Origin of the sequence: Citrobacter sp. Cpo071, from assembly GCF_030332765.1 — a bacterium.
GTDB classification, from domain to species: Bacteria; Pseudomonadota; Gammaproteobacteria; order Enterobacterales; family Enterobacteriaceae; genus Citrobacter; species Citrobacter portucalensis.
Genome location: NZ_JAOWHE010000080.1, coordinates 144,553 through 163,406, shown reverse-complemented (window position 1 = coordinate 163,406; position 18,854 = coordinate 144,553). Strand labels below are relative to the sequence as shown.

Here is an 18,854-nt window from a genome sequence, read left to right as displayed (position 1 = left end):
GCCTAAAAAAGATGTGCCAGCGATGTAGGCCGGATAAGGCTGTTATGCCGCATCCGGCAACGACTCTTACCCCAAATCCGCCATCAGCACTTTTGACCGCCGCTGATAGTTGTACATCTCTTTCTTGCTTTCCGGCAGCAGGTCGATATCCACCGGCGTGAAGCCGCGCTCCTGGAACCAGTGGATGCTGCGTGTGGTTAACACAAACAGCTTGCTCAACCCCATTTGCCGGGCCTGCGCGGCGATTCGTTCCAGCAACACTTCCCCGCGTGACGAGCTACGGTAGTCCGGATGCACTGCTACACACGCCATTTCGCCAATCCTCTCTTCCGGGAAAGGGTACAGAGCGGCACAGGCGATGGTCAGGTTATCACGCTGAATAATCGTGAATTTGTCGATCTCCATTTCCAACTGCTCGCGCGAGCGGCGCACCAGAATACCTTGCTGCTCCAGCGGGCGGATAAGCTCCAGAATCCCGCCGATATCGTTAATGGTAGCGCGACGGATCTGCTCGGCGCTTTCCATTACGATCTGCGTACCGATCCCGTCGCGGGAGAACAGTTCCTGCAGCAATGCACCATCTTCCTGATAGCTGATCAGGTGGCAACGGCGTACGCCACTGCGACAGGCCTTCACTGCCCCGCGCAGGAAGCGCACCGTGCCGGAGCTGTAATCGCCTTTCTCTTCCTGCAACTCAACGCGAGCCTGAGCTTCGTTAGGAAACAGCTCGGAAATAATATCGCCGTCATCGTTGGTGACACCCTGAGAGGAGCAAAAGCCGATCATTTTCTCGGCCTTCAGTTTGATAGCCAACTGCGTGGCGACCTCTTCTGACGTCAGGTTAAAGCTCTCACCGGTGACGGAAACGGCGACCGGGCCCATCAGCACAATTGCGCCGCTGTCTAACTGGCGGTGAATGGCATCTTCATCAATACGACGAATACGCCCGCTATGGCAGTAATCTACGCCGTCATCAACGCCCAGCGGCTGAGAGATAATAAAATTACCGCTGACCACATTGATGTGAGCACCCTGCAATGGCGTATTATTCAGGCTCATCGACAGGCGGGCGGTAATATCAAGCTGAAGTAAACCCGCAGCCTGTTTGACCAGCTCCAGCGTTTTAGCGTCGGTAACGCGCGTATTTTTGTGGTACACCGGCTCATGATGATGCGCCGCAAGATTGGCATCAATCTGCGGTCGTGCGCCATAGACCACGACCAGGCGGATGCCGAGGCTATGAAGAAGACCAATGTCATTGACGATACTGGAAAAGTTTTCATGCTCGATGGCTTCGCCGCCCAGCATAATGACAAACGTTTTTCCCCGATGGGTATTGATATAGGGAACAGAATGGCGGAATCCCTGTACCAGTTCGGTTCTACGCTCCTTCACCACGGCACACCCTCATTGCATGATTATTCGTAATTTGTGTATTTTTATTCTGTTTTTGCGCTGTGCGCAAGCGTAATTTTTACCCATGCCGAAGATTTTTCTCAGTAATGCCGTGAATATAAAAAGAATGTTTACCCTTTTATAGATGACAGATTATGCGTCATTCGCTAAAGTTTCCGGTCAATTCGGACGTTTTACGTATTACCTCTAAAAAAGATTTCTTTTGCTCGGGAGAAGCATGTCGGGATCCAATTCAGCAATCAGTCGCCGCCGTTTATTGAAAGGTGCGGGTGCTATGTGGCTTTTGAGCGTCAGCCAGGTGGGTCTGGCGGCCGTGAGTCAGGTCGTTGCCGTACGTATCTGGCCTGCGTCCAGCTACACTCGCGTCACGGTAGAATCTAACCGTCTGCTGAAATACAAACAGTTTGCCCTGAGTAATCCTGAGCGTGTGGTTGTGGATATTGAAGACGTTAATTTGAACTCGGTGCTCAAGGACATTGGGACGCAGATTCGTCCTGACGATCCGTATATTAAGTCGGCGCGCGTTGGTCAGTTTGATCCAAAGACCGTGCGGATGGTGTTCGAGCTGAAACAGAATGTGAAGCCGCAACTTTTTGCGCTGGCTCCGGTGGCAGGCTTTAAAGAACGTCTGGTGATGGATCTCTATCCCGCGAATGCCCAGGACGTTCAGGATCCGCTGCTGGCATTGCTGGAAGATTACAACAAGGGCGATCTGGATAAACAGGTGCCACCTGCACAAAGTGGCCCGCAGCCGGGTAAAGCGGGGCGCGATCGTCCCATTGTCATTATGCTGGATCCAGGCCACGGCGGAGAAGACTCCGGTGCGGTGGGGAAATACAAGACGCGTGAAAAGGATGTGGTGCTGCAGATTGCCCGCCGCCTGCGAGCCCTCATAGAGAAAGAGGGCAACATGAAGGTCTTTATGACACGAAATGAAGATATCTTCATTCCGCTTAAAGTCCGCGTGGCGAAAGCGCAGAAGCAGCGTGCTGACCTGTTTGTCTCTATTCACGCCGATGCCTTTACCAGTCGACAACCCAGCGGTTCGTCGGTGTTTGCGCTCTCGACCAAAGGTGCGACCAGTACCGCCGCGAAATATCTGGCGCAGACCCAGAACGCCTCGGATCTCATTGGTGGCGTCAGTAAGAGCGGTGACCGCTATGTCGACCACACCATGTTCGACATGGTGCAGTCGCTGACCATCGCCGACAGTCTGAAGTTTGGTAAAGCGGTATTGAGTAAGCTTGGCAAAATCAACAATCTGCACAAGAACCAGGTTGAACAGGCCGGGTTTGCGGTACTAAAAGCGCCGGATATCCCGTCTATTCTGGTCGAAACGGCATTTATCAGTAACGTTGAGGAAGAGCGCAAACTCAAAACGGCGACCTTCCAGCAGGAAGTTGCAGAGTCTATTCTGGCAGGGATTAAAGCCTACTTCGCCGATGGGGCGACGCTGGCGAGAAGGGGATAACAAAAAAGCGCTGAAAAGCGCTTTTTTTATGGGCGGCAGAAACAAAAAAACACCCGTTAAGGTGTTTAATGTGTTGGTTGCGGGGGCCGGATTTGAACCGACGACCTTCGGGTTATGAGCCCGACGAGCTACCAGGCTGCTCCACCCCGCGTCACCGTACTGCTTATATTTTATCAAATTTGATTGGTTGCGGGGGCCGGATTTGAACCGACGACCTTCGGGTTATGAGCCCGACGAGCTACCAGGCTGCTCCACCCCGCGTCCGTCTTTTTGCTTCGTATTTCAAACCACATCAGCGTTGGCTTTCCTCGCTAACCTCAGTTACTTACTGGAGTATGTTCCTAAGGATTCACTGCGTCGCCGCCTTGCTGTGATTCGAACTACTTTGCAAAAATCTTACATCAAATTTTAATTGGTTGCGGGGGCCAGATTTGAACTGACGACCTTCGGGTTATGAGCCCGACGAGCTACCAGGCTGCTCCACCCCGCGTCCGTGGATGCGCACTATACTCTGCTCGCATTTTCATGCAACCCTTTTTTCACCTTGATCACGTTTTTAGGGTGAAAATGAACAAAAACAACGCATTCTGGATTATTTTTTTGCTCAAAATTTGCGTTCGGGTATGTATACGCATTTCATTAGGTTCGGGGGTTTGTTATCTTCGTCTCGCATTCAGGCAACATAAGACGAGAACAATGAAAGGACGTTGGGCAAAATATCTTCTGGCGGGAGCTGTAGTCGCGATGCTCGCCGCGTGTTCCTCAAAACCCACCGATCGTGGGCAGCAGTATAAAGACGGGAAATTTACCCAGCCTTTCTCACTGGTGAACCAGCCTGATGCGGTTGGCGCGCCAATCAATGCCGGTGATTTCGCCGAGCAGGTTAATCAAATTCGCAGCGCTTCGCCACGTTTGTACGGCAACCAGAGCGACGTCTACAACGCTATCCAGCAATGGTTACGTGCGGGCGGTGATACGCGCAGTATGCGCCAGTTTGGTATTGATGCCTGGCAAATGGAAGGGGCGGACAACTACGGTAACGTCCAGTTTACCGGTTACTACACACCGGTTATCCAGGCGCGCCATACGCGCCAGGGCGAGTTTCAGTATCCTATCTATCGCATGCCGCCAAAACGTGGGCGCTTACCCTCTCGTGCCGAGATCTACGCGGGCGCGCTAAGCGACAATTATATTCTGGCATACAGCAACTCCCTGATGGATAACTTCATTATGGATGTTCAGGGCAGTGGTTACATCGATTTTGGCGATGGCAGCCCGCTCAACTTCTTTAGCTATGCCGGGAAAAACGGCCACGCCTATCGCAGTATCGGTAAAGTGCTTATCGACCGTGGCGAAGTGAAAAAAGAAGATATGTCGATGCAGGCTATTCGCCACTGGGGTGAAACACACAGCGAAGCCGAAGTGCGTGAGCTGCTGGAGCAGAACCCATCGTTTGTCTTCTTTAAACCGCAATCTTTTGCTCCGGTGAAAGGGGCCAGCGCGGTGCCGCTGATTGGCCGCGCGTCCGTAGCTTCTGACCGTAGTATCATTCCTGCGGGCACAACGTTACTGGCGGAAGTCCCGTTACTGGACAATAACGGCAAGTTTACCGGCCAGTACGAACTGCGCCTGATGGTGGCGTTAGATGTGGGTGGGGCTATTAAAGGGCAACACTTCGACATCTATCAGGGTATTGGCGCTGACGCCGGACACCGTGCCGGGTGGTATAATCACTACGGTCGCGTATGGGTACTAAAAACAGCGCCGGGTGCGGGTAACGTGTTCAGCGGTTAATTGCCGGATGGCGCTTCGCTTATCAAGCCTACATTATTGAGTAGGCCTGATAAGGCGTAGCCGGCATAAGGCAGTAAGACTGCTCGGTATTAATGAATTTGAGGTTCTATGTCTGTGGTTATTAGCGATGCCTGGCGCCAACGTTTTGGCGGTACGGCACGTCTGTATGGCGAAAATGCGTTGCAGCTGTTTGCCCAATCGCACGTTTGCGTGGTTGGGATTGGCGGAGTAGGGTCATGGGCGGCGGAAGCGCTGGCGCGAACCGGTATTGGCGCTATCACACTCATCGATATGGATGATGTGTGCGTCACCAATACAAACCGCCAGATCCATGCGCTGCGTGATAACGTCGGTCTGGCAAAAGCTGAAGTGATGGCGGAGCGTATCCGACAGATTAACCCGGAGTGCCGGGTGAACGTGGTCGATGACTTTGTTACGCCAGATAACGTTGCTGAATATATGAATGCGGGATTTTCGTACGTTATCGATGCGATTGATAGCGTGCGCCCAAAAGCGGCACTGATTGCGTACTGTCGGCGTAACAAAATTCCGCTGGTGACCACCGGTGGTGCGGGCGGACAGATCGATCCTACGCAGATTCAGGTCGTTGATTTGGCAAAAACCATCCAGGATCCGCTGGCGGCCAAGCTACGTGAGCGGCTGAAAAGCGATTTTGGCGTGGTGAAAAACAGCAAAGGCAAGCTGGGCGTGGACTGCGTGTTCTCGACCGAAGCGCTGGTTTACCCGCAGGCGGATGGCTCGGTATGTGCGATGAAAGCGACGGCGGAAGGGCCGAAGCGTATGGATTGCGCGTCCGGGTTTGGCGCGGCCACCATGGTGACAGCCACCTTTGGCTTTGTTGCTGTCTCCCATGCGCTGAAGAAGATGATGGCGAAGGCCGCGCGTCAGGCCTGATTGTGTCGGATGTCGCTACGCTTATCCGACCTACAGTTCGTGCAGTGTTGTAGGCCGGATAAGACGTATCAGCGTCGTCATCCAGCTTTCTGGGCCGCCTCGAGAATCGCCTCGTTCAGAGCATGTAGTCCCTGGCTACGCGAGGCGCTGAGCTGCGCGCGTAAACCCAGTTCATCAAATAACGCCATCGGCGAACGCGCCAGTAACTCGGCTGCCGTTTTACCTTCGACCGCGGTGAGTAATACCGCCAACAGTCCGCGTACTATTCGACCTTCGCTGTCGCCGAAGAAATGCAGAGTGCCATTCTCATTAAAAGTATGCCCCAGCCAGACGCGGTTTTCGCAGCCCGCAATTTCTTTGGCCTGCGCCTTTAGCGCATCCGGGAGCGCCGGCAACTGCTTACCCAGCAGAATCAGCTGGCGATATTTATCTTCCCACTGAGTAAGCGGGATAAAGGTATTGCGTAACGTCTCTTCGGTTACGTTTGTGCCAAACGGGTGTCCGGCGAACTGAGGGCTTGTCATTAATCCACCAATATTTCCAGCGCGCGGTCGACGGCTGCGACCAACGCATCCACATCGCTTTGGGTATTATAAGGGGCAAATGAGGCGCGTAGTGTTCCGGATACGCCAAGTTCCGCCAGCAGCGGTTGTGCGCAGTGTTGCCCCGCGCGCAGCGCAATGCCATATTCGGCCAATAGAGTGACCATATCGCTGTGATGAACACCCGCGAAATCAAAGGCTAACAGACTGGAGTCCTGGCAGCGGAAGGAACGAAAGCCAGGGCGTTTCGCCAGGGCATCTTCTGCCAGCGTCGCCAGACCCCGGCTCCAGTTTTCGGCCTGCGCAACGTCGACGTCCGCCAGCCATTCGAGCGCCGCGCTTAGCCCGATAACGCCTGCAACGTTAGGCGTACCGGCTTCCAGCTTCCATGGTGCGGGCTGAGTGGTGAAACCGTCAAAACTGACTTCGCTAATCATCTTACCGCCCCCAAGCCAGGGAGACATGGCTTCCAGCAGTTCCGGCTTACCGTACAGTACGCCAATACCGGTGGGGCCATATAGCTTGTGGCCTGAAAACGCATAGAAATCAATATCCAACTGCTGTACATCGGCAGGGTAATGCACAATCCCCTGGGCACCATCAACCATCACCACCATGCCAGCCGCATGGGCGAGCGTAATGGCGCGGACCAGATCCGGGCAGCCACCGGTGACGTTCGACATTTGCCCGAGCGCCAGAATGCGGCTGCGCGGGGTGATGAGCTGCGTGAGGCGCTCAACGTCTGGCAATAAATGGGGGGTGAGTGGGAGTTTGACAACCTTAGCCCCCGTTTGCTCCGCGACCATCAGCCAGGGAACGAGGTTGGCGTGATGTTCCGCTGCGCTAACGATAATCTCATCACCCGGTTGAAGGCGTGGACGCGCATAGCTTTGGGCAACCATGTTGATCGCTTCTGTTGTGCCGCGGGTCCAGACGATGGTTTTGTCATCCGACGCATTAATCAGGTGTGCGACTTTTTCCCGCGCGGCTTCATAGCGTGCGGTCAGGCGCTGGGCTTCAGCAAACTGGCTGCGATGGACGTTCCCGGCGCTCAGGCTATAAAACTGATGGGTAGCCTCAATGACCGCCTGTGGCTTTAGCGCCGTAGCAGCGCTGTCGAGATAGACGCCAGCATCGTTGAGTGCGGGAAATTGTGCGCGAAACTGCGCGGGGTTAAAAGCGTTCATGGTATTCCTCAGTTCAGTAAACCGATCGTGGCGCAAAAAGGGCATTGATACAAGGGTTGTGCTAACCATCGGAATACTCTGGATATCCTGGCAAAGTCCGTTCAGTGTCTTATGCTAAATAGCGTTAGGCGAACAATTTTGCCTGTTACGGAGTATGTTTTTAATAGCATAAATCGCTTTAAGGAGAAGAAGATGAAAAAGACTGCCGCCATAATTTCTGCCTGTATGCTGACTTTTGCCCTGAGCGCCTGTTCTGGTTCGAATTACGTGATGCACACCAATGATGGCCGATCAATCGTAGCTGATGGTAAACCACAGACCGATAATGAGACGGGGATGATTTCGTATAAAGACGCTAACGGCAACAAACAGCAGATTAACCGCACTGACGTGAAAGAGATGGTAGAACTGGATAACTAACCGGTCGTCCATCGACAAAGAGTCGGACAAAAAAAAGCACCGCAATTTGGCGGTGCTACATTAATCACTATGGACAGACAGGGTAAATGTACAGGAAGTGAAAAAGGGTAGCTTTGCTACCATGGTCTGAATCGCAGACCAATTGCAAACACAACAACACAACATCACAACCGTAAGCCAAAAGCCCACCAGAACACGCATTCCGATAAAACTTTTCGTTCCGGCTTCAGGAAGTGCCGCCACTATAGGTATTTGCTGGTAGAACCTCAACGGACAATTTATAATGGCTCAGATAAAAAAAACTAATAGGTTACAGCCTGTTAGCTAATTGTTAAATTCATTTAACATCAAAGCCTAAAAGTCATGTCAAAACGATTACCACCCTTAAATGCGTTACGTGTTTTTGATGCTGCAGCGCGTCATTTAAGCTTTACTCGCGCAGCAGAAGAGCTTTTTGTGACGCAGGCCGCAGTAAGTCACCAAATCAAGTCACTTGAGGATTTTTTGGGGCTAAAACTGTTTCGTCGACGCAATCGATCTTTGCTGTTAACGGAAGAAGGTCAAAGCTACTTTCTCGACATTAAAGAGATTTTTTCGCAATTAACCGACGCGACGCGTAAACTTCAGGCACGTAGTGCAAAAGGTGCGCTTACCGTTAGTTTATTGCCCAGTTTTGCGATCCAATGGCTGGTGCCCAGACTCTCTAGCTTTAACTCAGCTTATCCGGGAATCGATGTCAGGATCCAGGCGGTGGACCGTCAGGAAGACAAACTGGCTGATGATGTTGATGTGGCGATTTTCTACGGACGCGGCAACTGGCCGGGTCTGCGCGTTGAAAAATTGTACGCAGAATATTTATTGCCGGTCTGCTCTCCGCTGTTGCTTACCGGTGATAAACCGCTAAAGACACCGGACGACCTGGCAAAACACACTTTATTGCATGATGCGTCGCGACGAGACTGGCAAGCCTATACGCGCCAGCTTGGCCTGAATCATATCAACGTGCAGCAGGGACCTATCTTCAGCCATAGCGCCATGGTGCTACAGGCTGCAATCCATGGACAGGGGATCGCGCTGGCTAACAACGTCATGGCGCAGTCCGAAATTGAAGCCGGACGACTGGTCTGTCCGTTTAACGATGTTCTGGTCAGCAAAAACGCATTTTATCTGGTTTGTCATGACAGTCAGGCAGAACTGGGTAAAATAGCCGCCTTCCGTCAGTGGATTCTGGCGAAAGCGGCCACGGAACAAGAAAAATTCCGCTTTCGTTATGAACAATAATTTACGTAGGGTATTCAAATGACCAGCCGTTTTATGCTGATTTTTGCCGCCGTAAGTGGCTTTATCTTTGTGGCGTTGGGCGCCTTTGGGGCACATGTTCTGAGCAAAACCCTCGGTGTTGTTGAAATGGGGTGGATTCAGACCGGCCTTGAATATCAGGCGTTTCATACGCTGGCTATCTTTGGCCTGGCCGTCGCCATGCAACGACGCATTAGCATTTGGTTTTACTGGAGTAGCGTGTTTCTGGCATTAGGTACAGTGCTGTTTAGCGGCAGCCTGTATTGTCTCGCGCTCTCTCATTTACGCCTGTGGGCGTTTGTTACCCCTGTCGGCGGCTTCAGCTTCCTCGTAGGCTGGGCGCTGATGTTAGTGGGCGCTATTCGATTGAAACGTAAGGGCGTTAGCCATGAATAAGGTTGTATTGTTGTGTCGCCCAGGTTTTGAAAAAGAGTGCGCCGCAGAAATTACGGATAAAGCAGGACGCCGGGAAATCTTCGGTTTTGCCCGCGTGAAAGACAATGCGGGTTACGTCATCTTCGAATGCTATCAGCAGGACGATGCTGAAAAGTTAGTGAAAGAGCTGCCGTTTAGTTCGCTGATTTTTGCGCGTCAAATGTTTGTGGTGGGCGAGCTGCTGCAATACTTACCGCCGGAAGATCGTATTACACCGATCGTTGGCATGTTGCAGGGCGTGGTGGAAAAGGGTGGCGATCTGCGAGTAGAAGTTGCCGACACCAATGAAAGCAAAGAGCTGGTTAAATTTTGCCGTAAATTTACCGTACCGTTGCGTGCAGCGCTGCGCGAAGCGGGCGTACTGGCAAAGTATGAAACGCCAAAGCGTCCGGTGGTTCACGTCTTCTTTATCGCCCCTGGCTGTTGTTATACCGGCTATTCCTGGCCTGACAATAACTCACCGTTTTACATGGGGATTCCGCGTCTGAAGTTTCCAGCCGATGCGCCGAGCCGTTCAACGCTCAAGCTGGAAGAAGCGCTGCACGTGTTTATCCCTGCCGATGAATGGGATGAGCGTCTGGCGAACGGAATGTATGCGGTGGATTTAGGCGCCTGCCCTGGCGGATGGACCTATCAGCTGGTTAAACGCAACATGTGGGTTTATTCCGTGGATAACGGCCCGATGGCGCAAAGCCTGATGGATACCGGGCAGGTCACCTGGCTACGTGAAGACGGATTTAAGTACCGTCCGAATCGCAATAACATTTCGTGGATGGTCTGTGACATGGTGGAGAAGCCGGCGAAGGTTGCCGCGCTGATGGCACAATGGCTGGTCAACGGCTGGTGTCGTGAGACGATCTTCAACCTCAAGCTGCCGATGAAAAAACGCTACGAAGAGGTATCACAGAACCTGGCTTACATTCAGGCCCAGCTTGATGAACATGGTGTAAATGCCCAGATTCAGGCGCGTCAGCTGTATCATGACCGTGAAGAAGTAACCGTTCACGTACGTCGTCTGTGGGCTGCCGTTGGCGGTCGTCGCGACGAGCGATAAGGCTACAATCCTGGCCGGACGGCGGCGTAATCGCCCTATTCGGCCAGGATTGCTTCAATCAGCTGTGTATCTGAAACAATATGCGTCACATCATCCAGATGCCCAATTCTGGCCTCTCCCGAACGATTAAATTTACTTTTATCGATCAGTAATAAAGACTGCGATGCACGCTTAAGCAGAATGGATTTGAAGTCTGCGTTGGTTGCATTTGAGTCCCAGAGCGCACCGTCGCTGTCGATCCCTTCGCAGGAAAAAATAAACAGGTCAATCTCGAGTGGTTTTAGCTGCGAGATAAGCGAGGGATTAACGTAGCAACCGTATTTGCGCTCAAGGCGACCGCCGGAGCTGATAAGCTGAATATGTTCACGTTTAGCCAATTCCTGGCAGATGGGCTGGCTGTTGGTAAAAACGTGAATGTTGATGTCCGGTAACTGTCGCGCCAGATACCAGCAGGTAGAGCTGGCGTCTAAGGCAATCACCATACCTTCTTCGATCCATGCCAACGCTTCACGGGCGATATCCGCTTTGTGTGCATAGTGGCTTTTGAGTCGAATATGAAATGGGTCACCGCTGTCCTGATTTTCCCGGTGAATAACTTTGGCCCGACCGTGGTTGCGTAACACTTTTCCCTGGGTCTGTAACTCGCTGAGATCGCGGCGGATGGTCTCTTTGCTGACATTAAGCTGCAAAGCCAGGGCTTCGGTTGTCAGGCTTTTGTGGTTAGTAAGCAGATCTACGATTGCCTGCTGGCGCGCCGCTTTCATGTTCTGATCCTCATCTAATGATGAATGCCCGTACCTGACGGGCATTCTGACCAGAGATTACGGCGTTACCCCTTTTTTTAAAAGAATATTCCCGTACTTTGCCCGCTCTCCTGTGATAACGATCGCAAACGCCTTTTGTGCTCGTTCGTAAAAGGCATAGCGGTCAATACGCGTGATGTCCGGGCAGGGGGTCTGTAATGAAAGTGCCTGACGATAGCGAGTCTCAACGTCAGGATCGAGAGTGTCGCCTTCAACCGCAGCCATCATCACCAGCGGTGGGGCGTAGCTGTCCAGTTCAAATAGCGGAATAAGCGCCCGCAGCAGATCGCTGACCAGCAGACCGTCAGCGCGGATGACCTGCGGCCCCATGCTGTTGGCCGGGAAGTGGGCATCGGAAAAGATAATCTCATCGCCGTGTCCCATTTCGGCCAGCACTTTCAGTAAGTCGGGGGAAATTAAGGGAGATATCGTTTTAAGCATGTTACTCGACTCCTGTGAGTTCGGATTCGGTTTGCGGATAGAAGTAACGGTACTGATAGCGCACCTGTTCGCGTGCCTGCTCCGGAGAGGTAAATTCCCCGATGCCTGACCAGGCAAACATTGCGGCGCCTGCCACGGTGGTTTCGGCATCATCCAGCACTTTGACAGGGATCCCGAGAACGTTCGCTTTGATTTGGTTCCACAAGATGTTGCGGCTGCCCCCGCCAACTAATAGCAGTTCAGTGGCCTGGAAATGGCCGATTTTTTCCAGCGTTTGCAGATTCCGCTGCAACTGTTCTGTCAGTCCTTCCAGCGCGGCGCGATAAAAGTGCCCACGGGTAGTATTGAGGGTAACCCCTTGCCAGCCCGCATTCTGACAGGCCAGCAGGTCGCAGTGCATCTTCACCCCTTCGGCACCAGCGGGAATATCCCGAGCTTCATCAATCAACGTTTGCCAGGGCGTGTCCGCGGTCCATAACAGCTTACGAACCCATTCAAGCACGCCGGAGGCCAGCCACTGCATACCGGGATTGTTAAGCCCAGCCTGACTATCCAGCTCACAGGTGGAGCCCGCATAATGACTGAGCAGGGAGGTATTTACCTGCGCACTGCGTACCATCAGAATTTCCCATGTGCCGGAAGAGAGTACCGGTTCATCCTGTTGGGCTCCTGCGCCAAATAGCGCAAACTGTGTGTCGTGTCCGGCAGAGATGACTGGAATACCCTCTGGAAGTCCGAGCTGGCTGGCGGCCTCGCGTTGCAGTACCCCAATTTGTTCGCCTGCTTCAACCAGGCGCGGAAACAGGCGACGCGGTATGCCTGTTGCCTGCAAAATGTCCTGGCTGAAATCACGTTGCTGGATATCCAGCATCTGGCTGGTTCCCGCCATGGTGATGTCAGTTGTGAACTCGCCGGTTAAACGTTGGTTGATAAGCGACGAGATAAACAGCCAGGCGTGCGCCTGTTCCAGTAATTGCGGGTGGTTCTCTTTCAGCCACACCAGTTTGTACAGCGTATTGAAGCTAAACGCCCCAACGCCGGAGATTTCCTGCAGTTGCTGCGGTGACATGTAGCGATGGATATTCTCCATTACCGCTGCGGTACGTGGGCATTTCCAGCTGATCACCGGGTACAGTTGTTTGCCGTTCTTATCCACCAGCGCGCCATCCACGCCGAAGGTGGTGACGGCGATCCCGCGAATTTGGCAGGCGGCCAATTGTGAGGAAAGCCGCTGACAGCAGTCGGCAAAGCGCTGCAGAATGGCCTCCAGCGACCATTGGTGCCAGGCACTGTTTTCTGCGGCGATGTCACTGGCGTTCGGGGTCGCTGCGCGGGCGACAATCTTTCCCTGTCGGTCAACGGCAATGGCCCGTACGTTGGTCGCGCCACAGTCGAGAACCAGAATAACCTCTTGTTTCATAATTGCTCCTGGGAGATTACCTATTGCCGGATGGCGGCTTCGCCTTATCCGGCCTACAAAACCGTGTGCTTCGTAGGCCGCGCCGCCATCAGGCAATCGCTCGATGTTTAACGCTTATACAGCGGACCGTAGTTCTGACAAGCGCGGTAATCCTGACCTTCCGTATCCATACCGTGGGCGGCCCAGGAGGAAGGACGATAAATTTTCTCGTCTTCCACGTTGTGCATGCACACCGGGATACGCAGCATGGCAGCCAGAGTGATAAAGTCCGCACCTACGTGACCAATTGTCAGCACCCCGTGGTTAGCGCCCCAGTTAGCCATGACGGAATAGACATCGCTGAACGGGCCCTTGCCGGTTAAGCGCGGAGCAAACCAGGTGGTTGGCCATGTGGAGTTGGTACGCGCATCAAGCTGGTCGTGCATATCTTTCGGCAATTCCACGCTCCAGCCTTCCGCGATTTGCAGCACCGGTCCCAACCCTTTGATGATGTTGATACGGCTCATGGTGAACGGCACACCGCCTTCAGTCAGGAAGCGAGATGAGTAACCGCCCCCGCGGAAGTATTCGTGAATAGCCGGGCACCATTCGGTTGCCGCCAGGCATTCATCCGCCTCTTTCTGCGAGATTTCCCAGTGTGGTTTCATGGTCGGTTTACCTTCGCTGTCGCGCTGTTTGCAGGAACCGTCCAGTGCCGCAGAACCGGAGTTAATCAAGTGAATAATGCCGTGCTCAGCAAGACCGGTCAGCGGTTTACCCGTGACGCGTTCAACCGCCTCTGGCGACCAGTAGGTACGCACATCGGCAAAGACCTGGGCCGTGCCGGTGAGTTGATGGCCGAACAGCATCGCCACGCCGTTCAGGCTGTCGTTTTCGGTTGCGACAACGAACGGTTCACGAACGCCATTCCAGTCAAAGGAGCTGTTGAGCAACGCTTCGGCGGTATCGCCATTTGGGTATTGATCGGTCCAGTGACGCTGGCCCTGGAAGCCTGCGGCGATCGCGTTATAGCCCAGGGATTCTTCGACCAGACCTTTGTCTGCCAGCTTTTTGTTACCCTGCATCATGTCGCGAATGCACATGGCCATCAGCAGGCTTTCTTTCAGCACTGCGCGGCTTTGTTCTGCGTTACGTTTATATTGTTGTGCGTTCTGATCTTCGCCGTAGCGGAAGTTTTTGTCCGCCCACGCCAGCGCCATTTCCAGCTCGGTTTCATCATAGATTTTCTGGTCAATGCGACGACGCAGCTCGGTCATATCAACCGCCTGCACCTTCATACCCAGCCAGGATTCAAAGAAGTTATGGTCGACGATAGAACCGGCGATGCCCATTGATACACCACCGACAGACAGGTAGCTTTTCCCTTTCATACTGGCGACCGCTAAGCCGGCACGGGCAAAGCGCAGCAGTTTTTCTTCAACATCGGCAGGGATAGATGTGTCGTCTGCATCCTGTACGTCATGACCATAGATGGAGAAGGCAGGAAGGCCTTTTTGGCTGTGAGCTGCCAGTGCGGCGGCCAGGTAAACCGCCCCCGGACGTTCCGTGCCGTTGAAGCCCCAGATCGCTTTCGGGCGCATCGGATCCATGTCGATGGTTTCACTGCCGTAGCACCAACATGGGGTAACGGTAATCGTCACGCCAACATTCTGGCTGCTGAATTTTTCTTCACAGGCTGCGGATTCCGCCATGCCGGCGATACAGGTATCGGCAATCACACATTCAATTTGTGCGCCGCAGGCATGACGAAGTTTTTCAGTGATAAGCGCTGCGGTAGCTTTAGCCATATTCATGGTTTGCTCTTCGAGCGACTCACGTACACCCATACGACGTCCGTCAATAACCGGGCGAATACCAATTTTTGGTAAGCTGATTTTTTTCATCACAGATTCCTCACGTTATTCGGATAAATATTCAGTTGGCTGCCGTTTGTGAACGGAAGCGGGCAAAAATAAAGATGATGGCGAAGCAAAGCGCCGGGACCAGTTCAGCGGTCGGGATATTGCCAGCGGCATCGCTGACAAAGCCCATCACCGGGGTCACAATGCCGCCGCCAATGATGGTCATGACGATAAAAGACGAGCCGTATTTGGTGTCTTGTCCCAGATTTTTGATCCCCAGAGAAAAAATGGTTGGGTACTGAATCGACATAAATGCGCTGCACAACGTCAGGGCCAGCAGGCCGATCTGGCCACCGGTGAAGGCGGAAATCAGGCACAGAATCATGGCAAGCAGGGCATATGCGGCCAGCACTTTATGCGGCGCAAAGCGACTGATAAGCCAGGTGCCGGAGAAACGACCGATAAAGAAGCACACCATGGTGCCGGTCAGGTAGTTGGCGGCGAAACCTGGCGTCATGCCTGGGATCTCTTCGATTGCGTAGCGAATCAGGTAGCTCCAGCAGGCAGTTTGTGCACCGACGTAGCAGAACTGCGCCAGTACCGCCCAACGCCAGTGACGAATGCGCACCAGGCGGGAAAGAGACGCGGAGAATGAACTCTGAGCGTTGTCACTGTGATCGTCACTTTGCAGGGTCGGAAACTTGGTAAACATGATCAGCAGGGCGACCAGCAAAACGACCGCGACGATGATCATATAAGGGGTTTGAACCGATAACACCAGGCTGTGCTTGTAGGCACTTAGCTGTTCTGGCGCCATCTTATCGAGTACGTCTTGAGATTGATGTGGCACATTAGACAAAATAAGACTTTGCCCAAAAACAACCGCAATAATGGCACCAAATGAGTTAAAAGTTTGCGCGAGATTTAATCGGAAATGACCGCCGCTTTCCGGGCCCAGTACGGTTACAAAGGGGTTGGCAGCCGTTTCCAGACAACCTAAGCCCGCCGCAATAATAAATAGGCCAATCAGGAATAAGGTGTAATTCATTACCTCAGCCGCTGGCCAGAATAATGCTGCACCGATGGCATATAAGAATAATCCGGTAATAATGCCTGCTTTATAACTTAGTTTTTTCATCAGGATCCCGGCTGGGATTGGAATGACGAAATAACCAAAATAAAAAGCAGATTGAATCAGACCAGCCTGAAAGTTTGTTAATGTAAAAGCTTGCTGAAATTGTGGTAATAAAATGTCATTAAGATTATTGGCAACCGCCCAAAGAAAAAACAGTGAACAGAGTAACGCGAAGGGAATGACATAATTTTTTGTCTGCCCCCGCTCTACCGCATGAAAACTTTGTGTTTGTATTGATGTGTTTCCCATAGCATCCTCATCAGTTCATAAGCATGTTCAACAGCTTAAGAGTACGATTGGTGATTTTCACCAACCTGCTAATCCAGGTGAGTTCCGGTAACCTGCCAGATAAAATTGGCCTTCATGAATGAACTCATGAATTCATTTTCAAATAAAAACCGGCCATTAATATGATGGTGGTCACATTTATGCTCAGGGTGTGGGTTTATGTGATTATCATCACTTTAATTTCTTTAAAACAATGACCGTTTGAGGAAAATAAATTAAAAAGCCACAGGGATAATGCCCGAATTAATTAGTTAAGTGGAAAACGGGCAATGGTAACAATTTATTCGCAAATGACCGTTTTACAATGGTTTTATTAAGAACGGACATTTTGCAATTGTAATATTATGCCTGCATGTTTTTATTCAGCGTTATTAGTTGATGAACATCACAAAATCCAGTGCTAAAAATTCCCTTCTCTTTATTCAGCATGATGATAGTTAGCAAATACCCGCTTAAATCAACAGAGCGTCGAGGTATTAGCAATGTTCTGTTGTCGCATTTTGACTCACTGAGAGAGGTAAGTAATGGAACGAAATACGCTGGCACGGCAGATTATCAATACCTGCCTGGAAATGACCCGTCTGGGGTTGAATCAGGGGACTGCGGGTAATGTAAGTGTGCGTTACCAGGACGGGATGTTAATTACCCCGACGGGTATTCCGTATGACAAACTCACCGAATCCCACATTGTGTACATCAACGCTGAGGGGCAGCACGAAGAAGGGAAATTACCTTCCAGCGAGTGGCGGTTCCATATGGCCGCTTATCAGACGCGTCCGGATGCTCAGGCGGTGGTCCATAATCATGCCGTGCATTGTACTGCTGTTTCTATTCTCAATCGGCCAATCCCGGCAATCCATTACATGATTGCGGCGGCTGGCGGTAACTCAATTCCCTGTGCGCCATATGCGACGTTTGGCACGCGTGAGCTTTCCGAGCACGTTGCGGTAGCGCTGAAAAACCGAAAAGCAACGCTGTTGCAGCATCATGGGCTGATCGCCTGCGAGGAAAATCTGGAAAAAGCCCTGTGGTTAGCGCATGAAGTGGAAGTGCTGGCGCAGCTTTATCTCAGCACGCTGGCGATTACCGATCCGGTTCCGGTACTGGACGATGAGGCTATCGCTATTGTGCTGGAAAAATTCAAAACATATGGATTGCGTATTGAGGAATAGGAGATAAAACGATGGCGAACAGAATGATTCTGAACGAAACGGCATGGTTTGGCCGGGGAGCTGTTGGCGCATTAACCGATGAAGTTATTCGTCGTGGTTATCGCAAAGCGTTGATTGTGACTGATAAAAATCTGGTGCAGTGCGGCGTTGTTGAGAAGGTGACTTCCCGAATGGATGCTGCAGGTCTGGCATGGGAAATCTATTCAGGCGTTGTTCCTAATCCAACCATTGCGGTAGTGCAGGAAGGATTGAGTGTCTTTCAGCAAAGCGGCGCAGACTATCTGGTCGCCATTGGCGGCGGCTCACCGCAGGATACCTGTAAAGCGATTGGCATTATTAACAATAACCCAGAGTTTGCGGATGTACGCAGCCTTGAAGGGTTATCGCCGACACGCTTCCCGAGCGTGCCAGTTATGGCTATCCCAACCACTGCGGGAACGGCGGCGGAAGTGACCATTAACTACGTGATCACTGACGAAGAGAATCGGCGTAAGTTTGTTTGTGTCGATCCACATGACATCCCGCAGGTGGCGTTCATTGATGCTGACATGATGGACGGCATGCCTGCTGCATTAAAAGCGGCTACTGGCGTAGATGCACTGACTCATGCCATTGAAGGCTACATCACGCGGGCTGCGTGGGCGCTTACCGATGCGCTGCACATTAAAGCCATCGAAATTATTGCCGGGTCATTACGCGGTTCCGTTGCGGGCGACAGCCAGGCGGGGGAAGCGATGGCTCTGGGCCAGTACGTTGCCGGGATGGGTTTCTCCAACGTAGGTCTGGGATTAGTGCATGGTATGGCACACCCGTTAGGCGCGTTCTACAACACGCCGCACGGCGTCGCGAATGCCATTTTGCTGCCGCATGTGATGCACTATAACGCCGAATTCACCGGGGAAAAATTCCGCGATATCGCCCGGGTAATGGGGGTTAAGGTTGAAGGACTGACGCTGGCAGAGGCACGCAAAGCGGCGGTGGATGCCGTCTTCGCCCTTAATCGCGATGTAGGTATCCCACTGCATCTACGCGATGTTGGCGTCCGTAAAGAGGATATTCCTGCGCTGGCGCAAGCCGCATTTGACGATGTTTGTACCGGGGGAAATCCGCGTGAAGCGAGCCTTGGGGATATCGTTGAGCTGTACCATACCGCCTGGTAATCACCTGGCGCTTATCCGGCCTATAGGGTTGTACAATAAGTAGGCCGGATAAGCGCAGCGC

The 18,854-nt window shown here is 52.4% G+C and carries 17 protein-coding genes and 3 tRNA genes; 9 read left to right on the top strand and 11 right to left on the bottom strand.

Annotated elements, in window-relative coordinates:
- Positions 1–66: 66 nt before the first annotated feature.
- On the bottom strand, positions 67–1,398 hold the full coding sequence (argA, locus tag OGY09_RS12785; protein WP_008785703.1) for an amino-acid N-acetyltransferase: 1,332 nt from the start codon (positions 1,396–1,398) through the stop codon (positions 67–69).
- Between the two features lie 235 nt (positions 1,399–1,633).
- Here argA and amiC point away from each other — a divergent pair, with 235 nt between their 5' ends.
- The gene (gene amiC / locus OGY09_RS12780; RefSeq protein WP_032944847.1) at positions 1,634–2,887 is read left to right on the top strand and encodes an N-acetylmuramoyl-L-alanine amidase AmiC; all 1,254 of its coding nucleotides are present in this window, start codon (positions 1,634–1,636) and stop codon (positions 2,885–2,887) included.
- A 74-nt stretch (positions 2,888–2,961) separates the two neighbouring features.
- Here the strand turns inward: amiC and OGY09_RS12775 are convergent.
- The 3 genes from OGY09_RS12775 to OGY09_RS12765 form a co-directional block, all read right to left on the bottom strand.
- Positions 2,962–3,038, bottom strand: a tRNA-Met gene (locus tag OGY09_RS12775).
- Between the two features lie 33 nt (positions 3,039–3,071).
- Positions 3,072–3,148: transfer RNA gene (locus OGY09_RS12770), tRNA-Met, on the bottom strand.
- Positions 3,149–3,300: 152 nt separating this feature from the next.
- A tRNA-Met gene (locus tag OGY09_RS12765) sits at positions 3,301–3,377 on the bottom strand.
- A 206-nt stretch (positions 3,378–3,583) separates the two neighbouring features.
- Between OGY09_RS12765 and mltA the strand changes: the two genes are divergently transcribed.
- Together mltA and tcdA are read left to right on the top strand one after the other, a co-directional pair.
- Positions 3,584–4,681: a murein transglycosylase A gene (gene mltA, locus OGY09_RS12760; protein WP_008785702.1), complete on the top strand. Its 1,098-nt coding sequence runs from the start codon at positions 3,584–3,586 to the stop codon at positions 4,679–4,681.
- A 108-nt stretch (positions 4,682–4,789) separates the two neighbouring features.
- Positions 4,790–5,596: a tRNA cyclic N6-threonylcarbamoyladenosine(37) synthase TcdA gene (tcdA, locus tag OGY09_RS12755; protein ID WP_003825630.1), complete on the top strand. Its 807-nt coding sequence runs from the start codon at positions 4,790–4,792 to the stop codon at positions 5,594–5,596.
- A 77-nt stretch (positions 5,597–5,673) separates the two neighbouring features.
- Here the strand turns inward: tcdA and csdE are convergent, their stop codons facing one another.
- Both csdE and csdA read right to left on the bottom strand, forming a co-directional pair.
- A complete protein-coding gene (gene csdE / locus OGY09_RS12750; protein WP_032944846.1) occupies positions 5,674–6,120 on the bottom strand; it encodes a cysteine desulfurase sulfur acceptor subunit CsdE in 447 nt (148 codons plus the stop codon).
- The gene (gene csdA / locus OGY09_RS12745) at positions 6,120–7,325 is read right to left on the bottom strand and encodes a cysteine desulfurase CsdA (protein ID WP_032944843.1); all 1,206 of its coding nucleotides are present in this window, start codon (positions 7,323–7,325) and stop codon (positions 6,120–6,122) included. The genes csdE and csdA overlap by 1 nt, the downstream gene beginning before the upstream one ends.
- A 192-nt stretch (positions 7,326–7,517) precedes the next feature.
- Here csdA and OGY09_RS12740 point away from each other — a divergent pair, with 192 nt between their 5' ends.
- From OGY09_RS12740 to rlmM, 4 genes are all read left to right on the top strand, one after another.
- Complete coding sequence (locus tag OGY09_RS12740; RefSeq protein WP_003840386.1) at positions 7,518–7,745, top strand: YgdI/YgdR family lipoprotein; 228 nt, start codon at positions 7,518–7,520, stop codon at positions 7,743–7,745.
- A gap of 363 nt (positions 7,746–8,108) precedes the next feature.
- Positions 8,109–9,026 (top strand): glycine cleavage system transcriptional regulator GcvA, encoded by a 918-nt coding sequence (gene gcvA / locus OGY09_RS12735; protein WP_003034035.1) that lies wholly within the window; start codon positions 8,109–8,111, stop codon positions 9,024–9,026.
- Between the two features lie 18 nt (positions 9,027–9,044).
- Complete coding sequence (locus OGY09_RS12730) at positions 9,045–9,440, top strand: DUF423 domain-containing protein (protein WP_003034037.1); 396 nt, start codon at positions 9,045–9,047, stop codon at positions 9,438–9,440.
- Positions 9,433–10,533, top strand: coding sequence for a 23S rRNA (cytidine(2498)-2'-O)-methyltransferase RlmM (gene rlmM, locus OGY09_RS12725; RefSeq protein WP_003034040.1), 1,101 nt, complete (start codon positions 9,433–9,435; stop codon positions 10,531–10,533). The genes OGY09_RS12730 and rlmM overlap by 8 nt, the downstream gene beginning before the upstream one ends.
- 35 nt (positions 10,534–10,568) lie before the next feature.
- Here the strand turns inward: rlmM and fucR are convergent, their stop codons facing one another.
- The 5 genes from fucR to fucP all read right to left on the bottom strand — a co-directional run bounded on the left by fucR (position 10,569) and on the right by fucP (position 16,422).
- Positions 10,569–11,297: an L-fucose operon activator gene (gene fucR, locus OGY09_RS12720; protein ID WP_275399126.1), complete on the bottom strand. Its 729-nt coding sequence runs from the start codon at positions 11,295–11,297 to the stop codon at positions 10,569–10,571.
- 57 nt (positions 11,298–11,354) lie between these two features.
- Positions 11,355–11,777: an L-fucose mutarotase gene (fucU, locus tag OGY09_RS12715; RefSeq protein ID WP_008785698.1), complete on the bottom strand. Its 423-nt coding sequence runs from the start codon at positions 11,775–11,777 to the stop codon at positions 11,355–11,357.
- 1 nt (position 11,778) lies between these two features.
- Positions 11,779–13,197 (bottom strand): L-fuculokinase, encoded by a 1,419-nt coding sequence (gene fucK / locus OGY09_RS12710; RefSeq protein ID WP_008785697.1) that lies wholly within the window; start codon positions 13,195–13,197, stop codon positions 11,779–11,781.
- Positions 13,198–13,304: 107 nt separating this feature from the next.
- Positions 13,305–15,080: an L-fucose isomerase gene (gene fucI, locus OGY09_RS12705; protein ID WP_003825648.1), complete on the bottom strand. Its 1,776-nt coding sequence runs from the start codon at positions 15,078–15,080 to the stop codon at positions 13,305–13,307.
- A gap of 31 nt (positions 15,081–15,111) precedes the next feature.
- A complete protein-coding gene (gene fucP, locus OGY09_RS12700; protein WP_008785696.1) occupies positions 15,112–16,422 on the bottom strand; it encodes an L-fucose:H+ symporter permease in 1,311 nt (436 codons plus the stop codon).
- Between the two features lie 563 nt (positions 16,423–16,985).
- On the opposite strand from fucP, the gene fucA reads away from it, so the two are divergent.
- A complete protein-coding gene (gene fucA / locus OGY09_RS12695; protein ID WP_003825656.1) occupies positions 16,986–17,633 on the top strand; it encodes an L-fuculose-phosphate aldolase in 648 nt (215 codons plus the stop codon).
- An 11-nt stretch (positions 17,634–17,644) separates the two neighbouring features.
- The gene (gene fucO, locus OGY09_RS12690; RefSeq protein WP_032944838.1) at positions 17,645–18,793 is read left to right on the top strand and encodes a lactaldehyde reductase; all 1,149 of its coding nucleotides are present in this window, start codon (positions 17,645–17,647) and stop codon (positions 18,791–18,793) included.
- Positions 18,794–18,854: the final 61 nt, after the last annotated feature.